Here is a 19,427-nt window from a genome sequence, read left to right on the forward strand (position 1 = left end):
CACAAGATGTCGGCGCCAGCCCCTTCATTTAACCGAGATTCGCAGCGCCGCGACAGGCTCCTGATCGTCGAGGACGACCCCGTGACGCGGGCCATGCTGGCCGGTTACTTCACCGATCACAATTTTGACGTCGCCGAAGCGGCAAATTGCGCTGAGTGCCGTCAGAAGATCAGGAAGAACGGTGCAGAGCTCGTTTTCATCGACGTTCAGCTTCCGGACGGCGACGGGTTCGAACTCGCGAGGGAAATCCAGAGCGTGAGCCAGGCCGGCATCATATTTGTCACGCGCCGCGATACCGAAGTTGATCGGATCCTTGGCCTTGAATTGGCCGGCGATCACTACGTCACGAAGCCGATTAACCTGCGCGACCTGCTCGCACGCGCGCGCTCGGTCCTCAGGCGACGCGCGATCGAGCGTGATGCCGTGATCGCCGGCACTACGATCGTATTCGGGCGCTGGATCATCGATCTCGTGCGACGCGAACTGGCCACACTCGGCGGCGAGCTGGTGCATCTCACACGCGCCGAATTCGACCTGCTCGCAGCGCTGGTCGGTGCCGATGGCAGGCCGCTCAGCCGGGAGTATCTGATCGAAGTCGTCAGCAATCGGCAGACCGATGTCGATATACGTACTGTCGACGCCCTCGTTGCCAGGCTCAGACGCAAACTCGCCAGCGGCAGCAACCAGCCCCTGATCACGACCGTGACGGGCATAGGCTACAAACTCACGATCGAATCAAAGCGCTAAGCTCGTTCGGACTCTCGTAACCGTTCATTGAGTGCAGCGATGGATTCATGGCAGGTTGCCTCCAACTGCACGGCAGCACTTTCGAGCGCATCCACCGGCAATCGCGCCGCATCGGCCTCGATCCCGTTGCATTGGGAGAACAGGCGCTCGAGACCGAGCGCACTGGCCGCACTGCCGATCCGATGCGCCAGGCGTTGCATGTGATGCCGATCGCCCGTCCTGGCCGCTTCTACCATGCTCCGCGTCAGCGGAAGGCAGGTGTCAAGGAAGATCGTGCGCAGACCACGCAACCGCGGCACCCCTAACAATTCTTCCTGATCGTTGAAGAAGTCGTCATCGATGAGAGAACCAGCGGTGAGCTCGGACGCCCCGACCGGGGTGCCTGGCTGATCGTCGACACTCGCCTGCAAGGCTGATTGCAGCGCCTGTAGCGTGATCGGCTTGCTGACGCGCGCGTGGATGCCACTGGCCGTGAGCCGTCCCTGTGTCCGATCCGACAAGTCGGCTGTCAGTGCGATAATCCGTGGCGATTGATCGAGCTGCAGCCTGCGGATGAGCCTGGCCGTGGCAATGCCGTCCATCTCCGGCATATGCACATCCATGAGTACGACGTCGAAGGCGCCCGAGCGAACGAGCTCCAGGGCCACGGCTCCACTCGATGCCACGACAGGTTCGTGACCGAGACGAACAAGGAGGGCATGCCCCACGTCGCGATTGACCGGATCGTCATCGACGAGCAGCACGGACAGCTTCGTTACCGGAGGTCTCACCTCGACAACGGCCGGCACCGGTTGCGCCCGATCGAGGGGAATGGACAGGGTAAACGTGCTTCCCTTGCCGAGTTCGCTGCGGACCGAGAGATCACCGGCCATCAGCCGCGCCAGCCGGCGGGAAATGGCAAGACCAAGCCCCGTGCCGCCGAACCGACGCTCGATATCGCTATCGGCCTGCACGAAGTCTTCGAAGATGCGCTCCTGAATGTCTGGCGCGATTCCGATACCCGTATCCGTGACCGACAGATGGAGCATGCCGGGGGCATCCGGCGTATCGAATACGAGATCGACCTGGATACCGCCCAGCGCGGTGAATTTGACGGCATTGCCGAGCAAGTTGAGCACCAGCCGACTGAGCTTGATCGGGTCACCGGCGACATCCGCGGCCACATCGCCCCGCATCGACAGGCCCAGCGTCAATCCCTTCGCCTCGGCCTCCTGCCTCAACAGATCCAGATCTGCTTCGATCAGTTGGTCCAGGCGAAAATTGCGTAATTCGAGCTTGTCGGCGCCCGCTTCGAGGCGGGCATAGTCGAGAATCGATTCGATCAGTGCGAGCAGGGTATCGCCCGAGACCTTGGCTGCCGTGAGCAAGCGAATCTGGCGCCCGTCCAGGTGGCTGTTATCGAGCAGTTGCAGCACGCCCATCACGCCGTTGAGTGGCGTCCGCAGTTCATGGCTGACCACCGCAAGGAAGCGCGACTTGGTTTCATTGGCCAGTTCGGCCGCCTGTCGCGCGTGATGCGCTTCTGCCCGTTCCTCGATCGCTTGATCGCGCGCCTGCGCGAGTTCGGTCGTCCGCGCCGCAACCCGTCCTTCAAGGGTCAGATATGACTCCCGCAACCGCTCTGCCATACGGTTGAACTGCTCGCCCAAGGTCTGCAGCTCGTCACCCGTCCGAATGACAAGTCTCTGATCGAGATCACCACTTCCGATGCGTTCAGCGCCTTCCGTCAGCGCACGAATGGGATCGGCCATACGGCGGCTGAGCAACAGCGCCGCGAGAAACGCGCAGAACAGCGAGACAAGCAGCAGCAGGGCCGAATTGAGCATCGACGCGTAAAGCGACGCATAGGCTTCGTGCGTTGGCAGTTCGACGAACACCTTCCAGCCGATCGGCGCGATGGATGTGTGAACGGACAGAACGCGTTTCCCCGCGAGATCGGTGACGACGGAACCCGCATCACTGTCGGCGCTGCCCGCGAGCGCGGACGCAACCTGCGGAAGCCCCGACAGATCGGTGTTCTTCAGCACAAGGCGGAGATCGGGATGGGCTATCAAACGCCCCCTTGTATCGACGACGAAGGCATTCCCCGCGTTCCCGACTTTGATCTGCGAGACGAGATCCCACATGAAGCGGAGATTAACATCGGCGATAGTCACGCCGCCATCCGCGCCGCTCACGGCAACGGTGATATAGGGCTCGGTCTCGCGGAAGAAGAAGATCGGCCCATAGTAGACACCGCGTGCCCTCGCATCGACGAATGCGGGTGACTGCGAAAGATCCGTATTGCTACGCACCGTGTCACGTACATAGCGCGACACCCGTAGTTGCTCGCGACCTTGCGGATCGAGTTGGGCGATTTCGGAGATCGCCGGCGTCAGGCGTAGCAGACGAATGCCGGTAACGCGCATCTCTTCTGGCGGAAGCATCTGTAGCGAGAGCTGGGACAACCAGACGAGCTGCCGCTCGATCTCCTTGAGAAATTGATTGATCTTGTCCGCCGCGGCACCGGCCTGCTCGCGTTGCACGGCGATCAGCAGGCGTTGCTGCTCGCGATAGGAGAATATCGCATCGACCACGTTGTTGGCGATCAGCGCTGCCGAAACGACTACCAGAAAGGAAACGAGATACTTGCGGAACAGACCGCCGCGTACCGGCGGTCGTGCATCGCGATCGGCGCCGATCGCGCTCATTCGATGATCTTGTCCGCGCGGGCCAGCAGCACCGGCGGCACAGTCAGGTTCAGTGACTTCGCGGTCTTGAGATTGATGATCAGCTGATAGGTGCGCGGCGATCGCACCGGCAACTCCGCGGGCTTGGCGCCGCGCAAGATCAGGTCCATATATTCGACCATCGCCTCCACCAGCTCCGAGCGCTCCGACGCCGCCGATTCATACTTGAAGCCGTAGGAGACCAGGCCACCTTCGGTCATGAAGAAGTGATAGGAATAGACCGCCGGGACCGCATTCGCCGCTACAGCGGATACGATCGCCTTGCGGTTGAGGACGGTGAACGCATCGGGCGTCACGACAAGTCCGCCGGCCGGTGCACCGCCGAGCCGGGCAATCTGTGCGGATATGTTGTCCGGTTCCGAAACCGGAAGCGGGATAATGTCAACGCCGAAAGATGACGCCATCTCCCTCAACGGATCGAGATAGTAGTCGCCATTGCGTGGCGCAGAAAGCGGATTGAAAATCACTCCGACGCGCTTGACGCGAGGCGCAAGCTCCAAAAGGATCTCCAGCCATTTGCTGCCCATCGATGGATGGCTAGTCATGAAGCCGGTGGCATTGCCCCCAGGGCGCACCAGGCTCTGCACAAATCCGCTGCTGACCGGATCCGCGGCCGTTGAGAAAACGAGCGGAATGCTCTGGGTCTCGCTCAGAATAGCTTGGGCGTCGAGCACGCCAGCCGTGACGATCAGATCCGGCGTCCGTGCCACGATCTGCTGGGCCATCGCCTTGCGTTGGACCGGATCGTTCAGACACGACAGCGCTTCATACTCGATCATACGCCCATCGACCCATCCAAGCTCGGCGAGTCGGGCCTTCATCGCTGCCAGCCGTGCAACGGTCATAGGCTCGTCATGGGCGGTGCTCAGCAGGAATGAGACGCGCCGCCGCTCGGGCGCCACCTGCGCGACGGCCAGGCGCGGCAGGGATAGGATCGCAGCAAACGCCAGAACACTTCGTCGATCGAGCGCCATAGTCTTTCGCATGAGGAATTTCCCAGCACAACCGCGAGACGTTGTACCGCGGGAGCGGACGTCCCACTACTCGCCTTTCTCAAATATCCGAAATGGACGATCTGAGCGAGAGCGATCAAAGCAGGTCGGGTTCGCTCGCCGCCGAACTCTTGGCAGGGCGACTCGCCCCCTATCTCCGTCTATCAACAGGTTCGCGGATCGTTCCGGCCCGGGCCTGCCTTGCCACCAAAACTGGCTATAATGGCCTGCAATATCCGCTCGGCTTCATTCTCTTTAGAGGCAAGGGAATGCTCAGCCTTTTCCGCGAGCCAGGTGAGGCGCCCCGCGGCCGACATCACTATGCCGCATCGAGAACGCTAACCATGCCGCACTGGGCCCGACGACATGCCGCAAACCTTGGGGTATAAACCTATATCAGAACCTATAGCGCCAACTGCTGCTCAAGCGGCTGCGGAACGCTTGCAGGCCATCCAACGGAAGCAAGAGGCGACCGGATTCGTACAAAACCGCATAGCTAGGCGCATGGGATCTGACGGTGGGCTCGTCCCCGGTGCGCTGTACGATGCCCGTCGGGCGAACCTCACGAGAGGCAAGTTACCTGAATCGTCAACGAGACTTACGCCGCCGACTAAAGGAATACTTAGCCATCTGGACAAGGAACGATCTTTCGCAGGCCCTCAATTACTGCCCGTATTATCTTCTGTGAAGTCGGAGAGAGCGACGCGCGCCCGGGCAAGATCTTCGCGGGCAACTCCGACAAGTTGCTCAGCCGCATCGAGCGCGGCAAAAGCCGCCACGGACGGCTCGGGGCGCTGTGCGGTGATCCTGACCCAAGCGGCATCGACCTCTGAAAGTGCTGCATGAAGATTAGCGATCGCCCGCCCAATCGCGTCGTATAAATCGGCTTCCTGATTTAACCACTGCATTGGCTTTCCTGACATCGATCTACACTTTCATTCAAGCCGGGCGTTTGCCAGCTCTCGAAGTAGAGCTCCGCCGACTATGCAGTAATGTTGCCTCGCTCTTTCACCATTGATCTGCCGTGCGCTTTGCCGGCGCATTTGCGAGCCCAACCTCGACGAGAGCGCTGCGACTCATGCCATTGCGATCGAACCGAAGCTCCAGCCGGCTACCCAGCGGTGTGAGACCGATTAAGTTGCGAAGCTGAGATGCACTTCTGATCGGCATGCCGTCAACTAACTTGACGATGTCACCTTTCCCGCGCGCGTCGGCCAAGTTCGCCGGCAGCCACATGATGAGCATGCAAAGAAGCAGAGGCCATCGGTTAGGCCGACGTCTAGTTGTCTTTGGTGATGAACGAATGAACATTTCTGTAGCAGGTTTCTCAGAATTGCCGTGGTCGGGCGCTCGACAGGCCCGACCACGGCGTTGCTGTTAGCCATTGTTAATCGAGATCCGGCGGACATCCTTTGCTTCGGCAGATTTGGGCACCGTTATAGTGAGTATCCCGTTCTTGAATGTGGCCGAGGTCTTGTCGTCGTCGACGTCCTGCAACGGTATGCGCCGCTCGAATCGGCCGTAATACCGCTCGCTGAATCGACGCTCCTTGTCTTCCGATTCCGACTTCTTCTCGCCTGAGATAGAAAGGACGCCGTCAGCGATTTCGAGGTTGACGTCCTTCTCGTCGAGACCAGGCAGTTCAGCGGTGATGCGCACCTCCTTATCCGTCTCGTCGATGTCGATCTGAGGCCACCCCAGCGCGCTCAGCGTCCGGGTCGACCCGAATGGGGCAAGATCAAAACCGCGAAATACGTCGTCGAACATGCGGTTCATCTCACGATGCAGCGTGAGGAAGGGGTTCGCGTCGGTTCCGCGATGAACGCCGACCTCGCGTCCAGTGCCGCTCCAGGGAATGAGATCTTTGAATGCCATCTTGTCTCTCCTTATTTCGAGCGACTTCCGCCGCGAAGGAGCTGCGGAAGTCGAGTCGTTGACGTGAGTTTCGCGTTCAGGCTGCTTTGCCGTCGATCTGCCGGACATTGGGGCCCGCTGAGCCTGCGATCGAAATACGGCGCGGCTTCATGGCCTCCGGTAGCTCCCGGACCAGGTCGATCTGTAACAAGCCGTTGTCGAACGTGGCTCCTTTGACCTGCACGTAGTCGGCCAAATTGAACTGGCGCTTGAACGGCCGCGAGGAAATTCCCTGGTACAGGAAGTCACGCTGTTGCTTATCTGCTTTGTGTCCTTCGACCGTCAGGACGCTCTGTTCGGCAGTGATTGCGATCTCATCCGCGGAGAAGCCTGCGACGGCCAGCGAGATCTGATAGCGGTCGTCACTCAGGCGCTCGACATTGCACGGCGGATAATTGTCCTCCGCACCGGTCTGCTGCGCCGCGTCGACAAGATCAAACAGACGGTCAAAGCCGATAGTCGACCGCCAAAGGGGGGCAAAATCGTAGCTAGTCCTCATAGCCAAATCCTCCATTGAGCAAGTTGGGTACGAGCGGGCGTCGGACACCTCAGGCGCCCGTCTCCGCCGGGCCCTCAAATGGCGCCCGGACCGCTCTTCGCGGCAAACTAGAAATTAGAAAAGGCCGATCTGGTTTCAAGTAGGCCCCCAAATTTTTAGGGAGGCTGCCAACGGTGCCGCTACCCTCCGCAGGCGCCACTCCTCGCAGCGCTCGAGCCCGGAGGCAGACTCTCGGCGTTCGGGTGTTACGGGATCCTTCGATCGCCGAACGCTGCGAAGCGTGTTGCGGGAAGTTTCGATAGTCAGGTCTCCAAACGTTGCAATTCCGTTTCCACCAGTTCGACCAAACGGGTCAAACGGCGGCGGTCTTCTGACGCAAGCTCGTTAGCCTTGAGAAGCCAGGCGCAATGTTCAATCACTTTGCGTTCGCTCTCAATCAGAAACGATCTGACGCCTGGTATCTGGATCGGTCCCGAAATGCGCGTTGCGTATGGAGGTCGGACACTGGTTGATAAATTCGACATGACCTGGCTAACGCGGGAAGTTTCATTGAAATCCCTTGTCTTCGAGGGGAGCCCGAGATCTGAATCCAGGCTCCCCTCGTTGCTCAGAAGTCCATTTTGGGTAGGGCCGAAACATTCGCCTTCTTCGGCGTGTCAGCCACGAGAGCCTCCGTCGTAATCAGCAGCGAGGCCACCGAAGCGGCGTCCTGCAGGGCGGTGCGAACCACCTTCGCAGGATCGATCACGCCAGCCTCTACCAGGTCTTGGTACTGGCCGGTCGCGGCATTGAAGCCCCAATTGTAGTCACTGCTTTCCAGCAGCTTGCCGACCACCAGGGAGCCGTCCCCACCCGCGTTCTGGACGATCTGTCGGGCCGGTACCTGGATGGCTCGACGCACGATGTCGACGCCAGCCTTTTGATCCGGGTGCGAGGTGGTTACGCCATCCAGCGCCTTGAGGGAGCGGAGGAGGGCCACCCCTCCCCCCGGGAGGATCCCTTCCTCCACCGCGGCGCGGGTCGCATGTAGCGCGTCATCAACACGGTCCTTGCGCTCCTTGACTTCGACCTCGGTCGCCCCGCCAACCCGAATGAGAGCAACGCCGCCGGCAAGTTTGGCAAGCCGTTCCTGCAGCTTTTCACGATCATAGTCAGACGTGGTTTCCTCGATCTGTGCCTTGATCTGCGTGGTGCGTGCGTCGATTTCGTTCTTGCCGCCTGCTCCATCGACGATCGTGGTATTGTCTTTGTCGATCACGACCTTCTTGGCCCGGCCGAGCATACTCAAGGTAACCTTCTCGAGCTGGATGCCGAGATCCTCCGATATCGCCGTGCCGCCGGTGAGGATCGCGATGTCCTCCAGCATGGCTTTGCGACGATCGCCAAAGCCGGGAGCCTTGACCGCCGCAATCTTCAAGCCGCCCCGCAGCTTGTTGACGACTAGCGTCGCCAGCGCTTCGCCCTCGATCTCCTCGGCAATGACCAGCAGTGGCTTGCCAGACTGGACAACCGACTCGAGGAGGGGGAGCATGGTTTGCAGCCCCGTCAGCTTCTTCTCATGGATCAGAATGTAGGGATCGTCGAGTTCGACCCGCATCTTCTCGGCATTGGTCACGAAATAGGGCGAGACGTAGCCGCGGTCGAACTGCATGCCTTCGACCACATCCAATTCGGTGTTGAGGCTTTTTGCCTCCTCCACCGTGATGACGCCCTCATTGCCCACTTTCCGCATCGCCTCGGCCAGGAAGCGACCGATTTCAGTATCCCCATTTGCTGAAATCGTACCGACCTGGGAGATTTCGTCGTTGGAGGTGATGCGTTTGGCATGCGATTTGAGATCGGCCACGATCGCTTCCACAGCAAGATCAATGCCGCGCTTGAGATCCATCGGATTCATGCCGGCTGCAACGGATTTTGCGCCTTCCTTGACGATGGCCTGCGCCAACACGGTTGCCGTGGTGGTTCCGTCTCCCGCGAGGTCATTGGTCTTGGAGGCAACTTCCCGCAGCAACTGGGCGCCCATGTTCTCGAACTTGTCTTCCAGTTCGATCTCCTTGGCGACGGTCACGCCGTCTTTGGTGATGCGGGGTGCGCCGAACGATTTTTCGATCACCACGTTCCGGCCTTTTGGACCAAGGGTCACTTTGACGGCATTCGCAAGCGTATCGACACCCCGAAGCAAGCGGTCACGGGCTTCGGTCGAAAACTTCACGTCTTTGCCAGCCATGATTCTTAATTCTCCTTTCCCTTTGATGACTGCAAGATCTCAGGCGGCATTCTTCAGCGAGCCTGTCTCTTCGACTACGCCTAGAAGGTCACTTTCCTTCATGATCAGCAAATCCCGGCCATCAATTTTCACTTCCGTGCCAGTCCATTTCCCGAAAAGGACACGGTCGCCAGGCTTTACGTCCAGGGGTACTAATTGTCCCTGCCCGTTGCGCGCGCCGGGCCCGACGGCAATCACCTCTCCTTCCTGCGGCTTTTCTTTCGCAGTATCGGGAATGATGATGCCGCCCGCGGTTTTTTCGGTTGCTTCAATGCGTTGCACAACCACGCGGTCCTGCGTTGGACGGAAATGCATAAACATCCTCCTTTACGGTCTAGCGATATCATGAGCCCGGCGCCGGACTGCGCGGGGCAAGGACGACCTAGGAGCCGCCAAAATATGGTTCAAGGGGATATGCGAAATTTCGAAGTCCGGCACTTGCCGGAAGGAGAGAGGAAGGCGGGAGTTCACAAAGGAACGAAGTACTTCGCCGTCCAGCCCTGCGCTATGCCATTCAACGGACGGCGAAGTGTCGAAGCTCAGCCATTTTCCATGAAATCTTGGCTGCGCCAGACCCAACGAGTGCAGCGCTGTTAGCCCGCTGCACCCACAGGAGCCCAGACGTTCTCGATCGCAGTAGGCTGATCGCCCCTCGAGCGCCAGGAATTTTCGCGAGCTTAACAGCCGACCGCCACTTTGGGCTCTTCGAATATGGGAAGCCGCACAGCCGGTGCGCCGCTCAGCGGGGGAGGACCATCCTCCTCGTCGAGGTCCCTCAAAGCACTCAGGATGCGTCCCACCGGGATAGCAGCGGACGAACCGGGAAGCTGCCTCAGCCACGGATTATTCTCGACGGCGAATGCGTCCGACGCCCATGCCGCCAGCACGCAGCGCTTTTCAAGGCTTGTCAGCACCGGGTCGGCCAGCACTTCTGACGGGTCACTGTAAGTCGCTGCCAGAATCGAGTTCGCATGAATGTCGAAGAGTGTCTGGTTCGATTTCATGGTCGTCTCCTTACTCCTTTCTGTTAAGACGGCGACGAGCGATGTAGAGCGGCCGGCCGGCAGGTCAAGAACATCGCCATGGCAGGAGCCAAAAAATTTGCGACTCCCCCTTGAAACTTTCTGCCGTTTTTTTTTATTTTAGAACCGTTGGACGCCAAACGTCGGGTCCAACGTGAGGCGGACGCCGGGGGTGTCCGGCGCCTGCTCATACCCATCTTGCTCATTGGAGGATTTGGCTATGAAGAATTATGACTTCGCCCCGCTCTGGCGCTCAAGCATTGGCTTCGACCGCCTGGTTGACCTCGTGGATGCAGCACGGCGCGCCAACGAGGACAGTTTTCCCCCATACAATATCGAACGGGTCGGGGATGACCGATACCTCATCTCGCTTGCTCTAGCGGGTTTTTCGCCCGACGAGATCACCCTGACGGCAGAGCAGAACGTTCTGACGGTCGAGGGCCGCAAAGGCGAACAAAAGCGTGACTTCCTTTTCCAGGGTATTTCCGGTCGCGCGTTCAAGCGGCAATTCAACCTCGCTGACCACGTCCAGGTGACCAGCGCGACTTTCGAGAACGGCCTCCTGCAAATCAATCTGATCCGCGAGATTCCCGAGGCCATGAAGCCGCGAAAGATCGCGATCAACGCTGCTCCACGCTCAAACGTCGAGCAACTTGAAGCACAGGCCGCCTAACGCCTTTTTCGATCGCTTTATGCAATCGTCCCGCGATGGCTCCAGCCGTCGCGGATTGGCGTGACGTCTGGAATGGCGTGCTGATCACTCGCGAAATCGTCAGGAGACAGGGATGACCCATTTCGCACTTCCGGCCTTGGCCGGCGGAGAAGGCCTCACAAATTATCTCACCGCTATCAAGCAATTTCCGCTCCTCAAACCTGAAGAGGAGCTCGCCTACGCCAAGCGGTTACGCGAAGACGGCGACACGGACGCCGCCTATCATCTTGTGACCAGCCATCTCCGGTTGGTCGCGAAGTTGGCGATGCGCTATCGCGGCTATGGGCTGCCTATCGCCGACGTCATTTCGGAAGGCAACATCGGCCTGATGCAAGCCGTGAAACGATTTGATCCGGCCAAAGGGTTCAAGCTTGCGACCTACGCAACCTGGTGGATCAAGGCAACGATCCAGGATTACATTCTGAGGTCCTGGTCGATCGTCCACATCAGCGCTACTTCGACCCAAAAGCGGCTGTTCTTCAACTTGCGTCGCTTGAAGAGCAAGATTGCAGCTCTCGAGGAAGCCGATATGCGGCCCGACCATGTCGCAATGATCGCGCATCGCTTGAACGTTCCCGAGAGCGAGGTGATCGATATGAACCGGCGGTTCCTCGGGGACATGTCGCTCAACGCAACTGCAAGAGAGAATGACGAAGAGGGAGCTGAATGGCTGGAGCGCTTGGCCGATCCTGCGTCGAATTTTGAAGAAGAAGTCGCGGAACGCAGCGAGCTAAACTGGAAGCGACAGGTGCTTGCGCAAGCGCTCGCTCAATTGAACGTCCGCGAGCGGCGCATCATCGAAGCACGATGGCTATCGGACACTCCGCTTACACTTGACGAGCTGGCTGCAGAGTTCAAGATTTCGCGGGAGCGGGTACGTCAGGTGGAAGTCAGAGCGCTCGAAAAGGCCCGAGCATATGCAGCGGACCTAACCGCGCCATGAGAGTCCCCTGGCGGATGGTCGTGATGGTCGTTGATTAGCTTGCCCGCGACGCAATCACGGGGCTGATTGGTCAAATGACGAAAGACAAGGCCATTCTCCATGCAGGAACTTGCTTCCGGCAGGATTCTGACCGGCCTGCATCGCAGGATGGCCGAGCCAGGCTCTGCCAGAACTAGGAGGACAGAGACCAGCAAGCGAGTATTTCGCCGCACTCCGCCAGCTCTATCTGCAGGTCGAACCGTTTGGCGTAGAGCCCCAGTAGCGCGTCATGCGTCGCGTCCGCCGAACTGCAAAGTCCATCTTTTGCAACGATGATGCGATAGCCCAGATCGACGGCGCTGAGGATAGTTGAAAGAACGCATACGTCGGTCTCCGCCCCTGTAATGATCAGGGTGTCGATGCGGCGCTCCCTTAGAAAACCATGGATGCCCGGGTTTGAGAACGCTGAATAGGCCGCCTTGTCGAGAACGACCGCGGGCGGAACGTGGCGCTGCAAAGGCTCCATGAGTTCGAGAAGCTGCGGATCCACGACCTCGCGCGTGACCAAACGCCATTTGCGGAAATAGCTTCGCCACATCCCGTCCGCCTCGTCCGGTGATACCGGCGGAATGAACCGGGTAAAAACGGTCCGGGAGGGTGCGCGCTCGACAAGACTGACCACCGCCGGCATGACGCGCTCCAGCCACGGCGTCGGCCATGGCCCATCCGGCCCGAACAGGCGCTGCATGTCCAGACACAGATGGACCGTGCGATTTCCGTCGATGTCCGAACGCAGTTCTCCCATGTTTAGCTCCGAGCCTTGCGCAATCGCTTGTAGATCCACCAGCAACAGCCGGCCGCCAACGCCCAGGCAAGGGATGCCAGGGCCAGACTGGTCCACGGCGCCGACGCGTCGGTGCGAAGGACCACTGCAGCGAATGCCATCAGCCCGACACTGCCCAGTGCCGCTCCGACGGCATCGAGTGCGGCGGCGTCCGCACCGCGCCGATCACCCGTCAAGCCGGCTTCCTTTTTTCGCCGCCGTTCGTGCGTCTCGACAAGCGTCGCGCTCGCGCACAGCATGGCAGGAAAGGCCAGGAAAAGACCACCGACGGCTGGGCCCCATAATTGCCCGACGAGACCGGTCATGACTGTCGCCGCTCCGCCAAGCAGAAATCGCACGACATATTCGTACCAGCGACTATCGCCCAGCGACGAGAATGACACCCTCACGATCATGGGTTCACCGCCGCATAGAGGCCGAAAGCGACCGCAAGCCAGACAGGCAACGCGAGGAGAGTGGCCAACGCGGCGGATAATCGCGTGCGTTTAAGGAGATGACAGGTCACGAAGCTGAAGGCGAGCAGCGCAGCTGCACCGCTGAGCATCGACCCGGCATGGATGGATACGGAATCTGATCCGTGGATCGAAGTCGCGAGCGCCAATGACACCAACGCAACCGAAGGCGCGGCCCCGAAAAGTCCCGCAAAAGACTTGGGCCGCAAGATGTCGCCAATCAGTGCGAAGACCGAGACGACGGCGCCGCCCGCAATGAAGCGGATGACACTCTCAGTCATGAGACCCACGACCCGTACCATAACCGGTCCAACGCCTGACGAGTCGCTCGACCAGGAGGCCTCCGACGAAACCCGCGACAACATCGCTACTCCAGTGCGCGAGTACGACGATTCTCGTCATCGAAAGTCCAATGGCGGCGCTCCAGGTAAGCTGCCGATACGGCGTGGGGAACGCCGACGCCGCGCCCGCCAGAGCGCCCACATGAACCGCGTGCCCCGACGGAAACGCATCGTTTGGGCGGCCTGATATCGGGACGCCATGCAAATGGCCGATCGCCGTTAGCCGGTCCGGCCGACGCTGATTGAAGACGTGTTTCAGGGCGTGGGGCAATATGCCGGTGACAACCGATGTCGCCAAAAGATGCGTGCCGGCAGTTCGTGTCTGCTCGCTGCCTCTTCGCGAGAGGAGCCAAAAGGCCACGGCGGCTGCGATGAGGACATGTTCGTCCGCCCCCCAGGTCAGAGCCTGTGCTGCCTGCTCGAAGGCGGAATTTGTGTGCTGCGCTACCGCTGACGCGATCTCGCGATCATAGGTCGCGGGCGTAACCGTGACCGGCCGCATGGCGCACCTCCCTTAAAATGACGATTGGATAACAGGCCTTTCCAACTACGGCTCTCCAGCCTGGTTCCCGTCGGGGCTAACAACGTGTCTTGAACCACGCAAAAATTCGAACGTTGCGGACCATGGGAACCAGTATCCCCGCCTCGTGTTTTTAGACGGCCGTACCAACCAATGGAGAACGAGATGTCCGAGAAAAACCTCAACGATCTTTTCCTCGATACCCTCAAGGATATCTATTACGCGGAAAAGCAGATCTACAAAGCGCTGCCCAAAATGGCCAAGGCCGCGAACTCCGACCAGCTTCGCGCCGCGTTCGAGAAGCATGAGGCGGAGACCGAAGTGCAAATCGAGCGCTTGGAACAGATCTTCGAACACCTTGGCAAGGCTGCCCGGGGTAAGAAATGCGATGCGATCGAGGGTATCCTCGATGAAGGCAAGGAGATCATGGAGGAATATGCTGACACTGCGGGGCTTGATCCTGGCCTTCTGGCAGCAGCCCAGGCTGTGGAGCACTATGAAATCTCCCGCTATGGCACTCTGCGAACTTGGGCAAACACGCTCGGTCTTAAGGACGCTGTGAAGTTGCTTGATCAGACCCTCGCGGAAGAAAAAAAGACCGACGACGCGCTCTCAAAGCTGGCCCTGACCGCCGTTAACGCCAAGGCGGCCTGATCGGACCGAGTTGCCCGATAACGATCCGCCCCGCCATTGCGTTTGCGTTCCGCTTCACGTCGGCACGCAGCGCATCGCGGCGCATGTTGAGCCACAGCAGACCGATGGGGCCGATAACCAGGCCGATGCCGCCGAGCGAGCCGAGGATCACCGGCGCGCGTCGCGTGGCGAACCAGGGTGCGCCAAGAGCTGAGGTTCGCTCGTGGGCGCTTACGTTACCGCGCGCTGCAAACGATGCAGCATGTAATCGATCTCTTCGCGCGCCTTTGCAGAAAGTGCGGAGCCCGGCTTGCGTTGAGCGTCCGACGCCAGAAACCCGCGCTTCATCATCACATATTTCCGCACGGCGAGGCCAACGCCCTGCTGCTGTTCATATCGCAAGAGCGGCAAGTGCGCATCGAAGAGATCATGCGCCTCGTCGCGCTTGCCGGCCTTCTGCAGCTTGACCAGCTCGACTAGCATATCCGGGAACGCGTAGCCGGTCATCGCGCCGTCTGCGCCGCGCTCCATTTCAAAGTCGAGGAACAGTCCACCATTCCCGGTCAGAATCGAGATCGGCCGCAACGACCCTTCAGCCTGGAACGCACGCAGCGTCGATATCTTTTCAAGTCCCGGCCAGTCTTCATGCTTGAGCATGACGCAGGACGGGTTCTCCTGCACGATCTGGCGGATGACTTTCGGCGTCATCTGTACCGACAGTGTCAAGGGATAGTCCTGGATCACGAACGGAATGTCGGCGCCGATTGCCTCAATAGCCTGACGATAATAGCCCGTGATCTGATCGTCGGTGCGCAGGCTCGGCACGGGAGCAATCATCACACCCGCCGCGCCGTTCTCCATCACGGTCCGCGACAGCGCGCGCATCGCTGCGAAACCCGGCGCCGAAACGCCGACGATCACCGGCAGTTTGCCGAAGCCCTTCACGAAATGCTTGGCGATCGCGATCGATTCCTCGGGTTCGAGCTTCGGCGCCTCACCCATGATGCCGAGCACCGTGACGCCGGTGGAACCAGCCTTGAGGTATCCGTCGATCAACGTGCCAAGCGAGGCCTCATCAAGACGACCATCGGGATGAAACGGCGTGGGGGCGATTGGGAATACGCCAGAGGCGGTTGCGTCGAGAGCCATGATTTTGATCTTTCAGATGCTGGTAATGAGACCGCCATCGACGCGGATGACCGAGCCGTTGACGTAGGATGCGCGGGTGCTGGCGAGAAAGGTGACCACATCAGCATATTCTTGTGGCTCGCCATAACGGCCGGCAGGAATGCTGGCGGTGCTCTCCGCAGACACGTCCTCGACGGAGCGGCCTTCACGCTTTGCCTTCTGCTCGTCCAGGAAACGGATGCGACTGGTGGCAACCCGGCCTGGAAGCACGATATTGGCTGTGATGCCGTCACGTCCGACTTCGCGGGCCAGCGTCTTCGACCAGCCCACGAGCGACAGCCGCAGTGCATTCGAAATGCCGAGATTGGGAATCGGCGACACCACGCCGGACGATGTCGATGTCACGATACGCCCCCATTTGCGGGCGCGCATGCCGGGCAGGACGCGATCGGTCAGCGTGATCACCGACAGCACCATCTGCTCGAAGCTCCTGCTCCACAGTGCCGGGTCCTGCCCGGCAGCAGGCGTCGGCGGCGGCCCACCGGTATTGTTGACAAGAATGTCGACCGGGCCGAACGCCGTCTCGATGGCACTGACGCGCGCATCCATCGCGGCACGATCGGCCAGATCGAAAGCGACGGCCATCGCGTCGCCTCCACCCTGCTTGATCTCCGCGACGACACGATCAAGCGCGGTCGCGTCGATGTCGGCGAGCGCGACACGCGCACCTTCATTCGCCAGCGTCTTCGCGATAGCGCTTCCAAGGCCGCCGCCGGCGCCAAGCACCAGCGCGACCTTGCCTTGAAGTCCGAGATCCATGTCCTGTCCTTTGTCGAGATGCGAAATCGATATGCGTGTTGGCCTGTCAGTCCGGACCTCGATTTGGGTCGCGCTCGGCCACGCGTTGCAGGTAATCGGCCTTGCTGGAGTGCATGTGCTCGACGCAGAGCTGCGACAGCGCCCAATTGTCGTTGCCACGCAGCAGTGAAATCATCATATAATGCTGCTGGATCGACACCTGCAGCCCGTCGTGATCGGCAAGGTTCTTGGCACGCATGGGCAGTGTCAGGCCCATGTAATCCTGCAACGATTGCACCAGATACGGGTTTCCGCATGCCGCAAACAGAGCGATGTGAAACGCGTCGTTGGTGTCGTGAATGCCGCGCAGATCGCCGCGCTCTGCATGCCGCACATATTCTGCCTGAATGGCTTCGAGTTCGACGATCAACGACGCCTTGGCCGGCAACGGGATCATCAGTGCGGCCTGGCGCGTGAGCATCTCGCGCACCTCGTAGATCTGCTTCACCTCGGCCGCCGAATAGGAACGCACCGTCGCGCCGACATTCTTCTCCCGCTGGACGATGCCGGTATGCTCGAGATGCACCAGTGCCTGACGCACGAAGTGCCGCGAGGCGCCATAGCGTTCCATCAGATTGTCTTCGATCAGCCGCGCGCCCGGCGGCAATCGGCCGAAGATGATATCCTCTTCGACACGCCGGATGATCTCGGCCTGTTCATCGGCGCGCGACGCTATTTTGGTGACGGTCATCTGGCATTACCTCCAGATGCTTCGCGCCCTGACAGCCGGTAGCAATCCTCGACAAGGCGCAGGGTTTGCAGATTATCCGCGGGAGAGGTCTCGAACGGCGCGCCGCTTTGCAGCGCATCAATAAAATGCGCGATGGTTGCGTCATAGGACCCCTGATAGCCCGCAGCGAGATCGTAGGCGCGGATCTCGCTTTGTGCGCCTGTCAGCTTCAACTGCGTGCCATCGAGCCGGATCATACCCGTCGTGCCAAGGATTTCGAGTTGATCGGCCTGCGATATCGGCGCGCCATAAGCTGCAAAGCTCGCGAACAACGACACACCGGCGCCGCCGCGGGATCGCATCTGGATCACGGCACCGTCTTCACCCGCAATATCCGGACATGTTTGGGTCAGCGCCGCGGCGGTCACATCCAGCGGGCCCAGCAGCATGCGCAAAGTATCGAGATGGTGGATGAGCACTTCAGCTACCAACATGCGGGACTCGCCGCGCATGAACGGCTGGCGCTCGATCGCGGGATATTGGCCGTTCGCATCGGGAATCGTGCCCGATGTCAGCAGCGTCAGGCGCGCAGCCGTCACTGCGCCGATACGGCCGTCCCTGATCCAGGATGCAGCATCGCGATAATACGCACGAAAGCGCCAGTTCTCATGCACCATCAACCGGATGCGGCCGTCTACGTCACGAGCCAGGGCCTCGGCTTCTGCGAGTGTCGGGGCGAGCGGCTTCTGGCAGAGCACCGGCAGACCACGATCGGCGACGAGGCGCACCAAAGGTGCATGGAAAGCTCGCGGCGCAGCGATATCGACCGCATCGAGTTCACACTCCGCCAGCATGTCTTCCGCGCGCGAAAAGCATTGCCCGATGTTGAATTGCCGGGCGCGCACTGTAGCATTCTCCGACGAGGGATCGGCGATCGCGACGACCGCAGCACGTCCCGCGAGCTTCTGCCAGGCCTGCAGATGATATTGCGTGACCCACCCCGCTCCAATCAATCCGATCCGCAACGGCTTGCTCATTGCCTGATATCCCGACGCTTCTCGCCGATGATGGCCCGGCCCGTCATTGCGTCGAACACGAAGACCGCATTGGCCGGGAAATACAGATCGACGGTCTCGTCGATGGCGACAGGCACATGACGCGGCAATCGCGCCGTCCACTCCACGCCGGATTCGATTTCGACCAACAGCAAGGTTTCCGCGCCCAGCGGCTCCACCGCGATCGTGCGCCCGCGCACATGGCCCGCAGGCTCGCCGCCGAGCGCCGCCTTGTTGATATGCAAATCCTCGGCCCGCACGCCGATGGTTACCTTCTGGTCCGCCAGATTGCCCAACACCTGAGGCGACCAGCGCGTGAGCGCGGTCTCGACGCTCGGGCTGCGCGCCACATGACTGTCATCCACGGCAACAACGGCGGCCGTCGCCAGATTCATCGGCGGCGATCCCAGGAACCGCGCGACGAATGTGTCCGCCGGCTCCCAATAGACGTCGAGCGGCGCGCCGATCTGGGCGACGCGACCGGCATTCATGACGCAAATCCGCGTTCCCATGGTCATGGCTTCGACCTGGTCGTGGGTCACATAGATCATCGTCGATCCCAGGCGCTTGTGCTGCTTGATGATCTCGCTACGGGTATTGACGCGTAGCGCGGCGTCGAGATTCGACAGCGGTTCGTCAAACAGGAACACCATTGGTTCGCGCACCATGGCGCGCCCGAGTGCCACGCGCTGGCGCTGACCGCCAGACAGCGCGCTGGGCTTGCGCGTCAGCAGCGGCGTCAGACCGAGGATATTTGCCGCATCCTGCACCCGGCGCTCAATCTCGGCAGCGGCGAAATTGCGCCGACGCAATCCGAAAGCGAGATTGTCTGCAACGCTCATATGCGGATAGAGCGCATAGGACTGGAATACCATCGCGATGTCGCGATCCTTGGCAGGCACCTGATTGACCACGCGATCGCCGATCGAGAGCTTGCCGGAGCTGATCTCTTCCAGGCCCGCGATCATGCGCAGTGTCGTCGACTTGCCGCAGCCTGAGGGCCCGAGCAAAACCATGAATTCGCCGTCGCCGATATGAAGATCGACCTTGTCGACTACCACCGGGCCGGTCGGCCCATATTGTTTGGAGAGTTTGTCGAGGGTAACAACGGCCATGGCTGCCT

General features: G+C 60.3%; 22 protein-coding genes. 4 read left to right on the plus strand and 18 right to left on the minus strand.

Translation table 11 applies throughout. The features are described 5' to 3' along the window. Positions 1–6 precede the first annotated feature (6 nt). The gene (locus ACEK02_RS05490) at positions 7–747 is read left to right on the plus strand and encodes a response regulator (RefSeq protein ID WP_371420789.1); all 741 of its coding nucleotides are present in this window, start codon (positions 7–9) and stop codon (positions 745–747) included. Here the strand turns inward: ACEK02_RS05490 and ACEK02_RS05495 are convergent. The 8 genes from ACEK02_RS05495 to ACEK02_RS05530 form a co-directional block, all read right to left on the minus strand. Continuing rightward, positions 744–3,437, minus strand: a complete 2,694-nt coding sequence (locus ACEK02_RS05495) for an ATP-binding protein (protein WP_371420790.1) — start codon at positions 3,435–3,437, stop codon at positions 744–746. The two genes, ACEK02_RS05490 and ACEK02_RS05495, sit on opposite strands and share 4 nt — an antisense overlap. Further along, positions 3,434–4,462: an ABC transporter substrate-binding protein gene (locus ACEK02_RS05500; protein WP_371420791.1), complete on the minus strand. Its 1,029-nt coding sequence runs from the start codon at positions 4,460–4,462 to the stop codon at positions 3,434–3,436. The genes ACEK02_RS05495 and ACEK02_RS05500 overlap by 4 nt, the downstream gene beginning before the upstream one ends. A 665-nt stretch (positions 4,463–5,127) precedes the next feature. Next, positions 5,128–5,376, minus strand: coding sequence for a hypothetical protein (locus tag ACEK02_RS05505; RefSeq protein WP_371420792.1), 249 nt, complete (start codon positions 5,374–5,376; stop codon positions 5,128–5,130). A 469-nt stretch (positions 5,377–5,845) separates the two neighbouring features. Beyond that, positions 5,846–6,343, minus strand: a complete 498-nt coding sequence (locus ACEK02_RS05510; protein WP_371420793.1) for an Hsp20/alpha crystallin family protein — start codon at positions 6,341–6,343, stop codon at positions 5,846–5,848. Positions 6,344–6,419: 76 nt separating this feature from the next. Next, positions 6,420–6,881 carry an Hsp20 family protein gene (locus ACEK02_RS05515; protein WP_371420794.1) on the minus strand — a complete coding sequence of 154 codons (462 nt, stop codon included), beginning with the start codon at positions 6,879–6,881 and terminating at the stop codon, positions 6,420–6,422. Between the two features lie 607 nt (positions 6,882–7,488). After that, the gene (groL, locus tag ACEK02_RS05520) at positions 7,489–9,108 is read right to left on the minus strand and encodes a chaperonin GroEL (RefSeq protein WP_371420795.1); all 1,620 of its coding nucleotides are present in this window, start codon (positions 9,106–9,108) and stop codon (positions 7,489–7,491) included. A gap of 39 nt (positions 9,109–9,147) precedes the next feature. Beyond that, positions 9,148–9,462 (minus strand): co-chaperone GroES, encoded by a 315-nt coding sequence (gene groES, locus ACEK02_RS05525; RefSeq protein ID WP_371420796.1) that lies wholly within the window; start codon positions 9,460–9,462, stop codon positions 9,148–9,150. Between the two features lie 362 nt (positions 9,463–9,824). After that, positions 9,825–10,151, minus strand: a complete 327-nt coding sequence (locus ACEK02_RS05530) for a hypothetical protein (RefSeq protein ID WP_371420797.1) — start codon at positions 10,149–10,151, stop codon at positions 9,825–9,827. Between the two features lie 238 nt (positions 10,152–10,389). Between ACEK02_RS05530 and ACEK02_RS05535 the strand changes: the two genes are divergently transcribed. Both ACEK02_RS05535 and rpoH read left to right on the plus strand, forming a co-directional pair. Next, positions 10,390–10,842: an Hsp20 family protein gene (locus ACEK02_RS05535; RefSeq protein ID WP_371420798.1), complete on the plus strand. Its 453-nt coding sequence runs from the start codon at positions 10,390–10,392 to the stop codon at positions 10,840–10,842. Between the two features lie 112 nt (positions 10,843–10,954). Further along, the gene (gene rpoH, locus ACEK02_RS05540; protein WP_371420799.1) at positions 10,955–11,824 is read left to right on the plus strand and encodes an RNA polymerase sigma factor RpoH; all 870 of its coding nucleotides are present in this window, start codon (positions 10,955–10,957) and stop codon (positions 11,822–11,824) included. 172 nt (positions 11,825–11,996) lie between these two features. Here the strand turns inward: rpoH and ACEK02_RS05545 are convergent, their stop codons facing one another. From ACEK02_RS05545 to ACEK02_RS05560, 4 genes are read right to left on the minus strand one after another with little or no spacing between them, the layout of a single operon-like run. Then, a complete protein-coding gene (locus tag ACEK02_RS05545) occupies positions 11,997–12,608 on the minus strand; it encodes a cysteine hydrolase family protein (RefSeq protein ID WP_371420800.1) in 612 nt (203 codons plus the stop codon). Between the two features lie 2 nt (positions 12,609–12,610). Beyond that, positions 12,611–13,042: a hypothetical protein gene (locus ACEK02_RS05550; RefSeq protein ID WP_371420801.1), complete on the minus strand. Its 432-nt coding sequence runs from the start codon at positions 13,040–13,042 to the stop codon at positions 12,611–12,613. After that, complete coding sequence (locus ACEK02_RS05555; RefSeq protein WP_371420802.1) at positions 13,039–13,380, minus strand: DUF3147 family protein; 342 nt, start codon at positions 13,378–13,380, stop codon at positions 13,039–13,041. Before ACEK02_RS05555 ends, ACEK02_RS05550 begins: the two co-directional genes overlap by 4 nt. After that, positions 13,373–13,942 (minus strand): phosphatase PAP2 family protein, encoded by a 570-nt coding sequence (locus ACEK02_RS05560; RefSeq protein ID WP_371420803.1) that lies wholly within the window; start codon positions 13,940–13,942, stop codon positions 13,373–13,375. The genes ACEK02_RS05555 and ACEK02_RS05560 overlap by 8 nt, the downstream gene beginning before the upstream one ends. Positions 13,943–14,125: 183 nt before the next feature. Between ACEK02_RS05560 and ACEK02_RS05565 the strand changes: the two genes are divergently transcribed. Further along, the gene (locus ACEK02_RS05565) at positions 14,126–14,614 is read left to right on the plus strand and encodes a ferritin-like domain-containing protein (protein ID WP_371420804.1); all 489 of its coding nucleotides are present in this window, start codon (positions 14,126–14,128) and stop codon (positions 14,612–14,614) included. On the opposite strand, the gene ACEK02_RS05570 is transcribed toward ACEK02_RS05565, so the two are convergent. Genes ACEK02_RS05570 through ACEK02_RS05595 form a run of 6 tightly spaced genes read right to left on the minus strand, consistent with a single transcriptional unit; the run spans position 14,595 to position 19,419 of the window. Continuing rightward, positions 14,595–14,765: a hypothetical protein gene (locus ACEK02_RS05570; protein ID WP_371420805.1), complete on the minus strand. Its 171-nt coding sequence runs from the start codon at positions 14,763–14,765 to the stop codon at positions 14,595–14,597. The two genes, ACEK02_RS05565 and ACEK02_RS05570, sit on opposite strands and share 20 nt — an antisense overlap. Positions 14,766–14,824: 59 nt before the next feature. After that, positions 14,825–15,742 carry a dihydrodipicolinate synthase family protein gene (locus tag ACEK02_RS05575; protein WP_371420806.1) on the minus strand — a complete coding sequence of 306 codons (918 nt, stop codon included), beginning with the start codon at positions 15,740–15,742 and terminating at the stop codon, positions 14,825–14,827. A 12-nt stretch (positions 15,743–15,754) separates the two neighbouring features. After that, entirely contained in the window at positions 15,755–16,540 is a 786-nt protein-coding gene (locus ACEK02_RS05580) for an SDR family oxidoreductase (RefSeq protein ID WP_371420807.1), read from the minus strand. 46 nt (positions 16,541–16,586) lie between these two features. After that, positions 16,587–17,270: a GntR family transcriptional regulator gene (locus ACEK02_RS05585; protein ID WP_371420808.1), complete on the minus strand. Its 684-nt coding sequence runs from the start codon at positions 17,268–17,270 to the stop codon at positions 16,587–16,589. Further along, positions 17,267–18,286, minus strand: a complete 1,020-nt coding sequence (locus tag ACEK02_RS05590) for a Gfo/Idh/MocA family protein (protein ID WP_371420809.1) — start codon at positions 18,284–18,286, stop codon at positions 17,267–17,269. The genes ACEK02_RS05585 and ACEK02_RS05590 overlap by 4 nt, the downstream gene beginning before the upstream one ends. After that, complete coding sequence (locus ACEK02_RS05595; RefSeq protein ID WP_371420810.1) at positions 18,283–19,419, minus strand: ABC transporter ATP-binding protein; 1,137 nt, start codon at positions 19,417–19,419, stop codon at positions 18,283–18,285. Before ACEK02_RS05595 ends, ACEK02_RS05590 begins: the two co-directional genes overlap by 4 nt. Between the last annotated feature and the right edge of the window lie 8 nt (positions 19,420–19,427).

Source organism: Tardiphaga sp. (assembly GCF_041424195.1).
Lineage (GTDB): Bacteria > Pseudomonadota > Alphaproteobacteria > Rhizobiales > Xanthobacteraceae > Tardiphaga.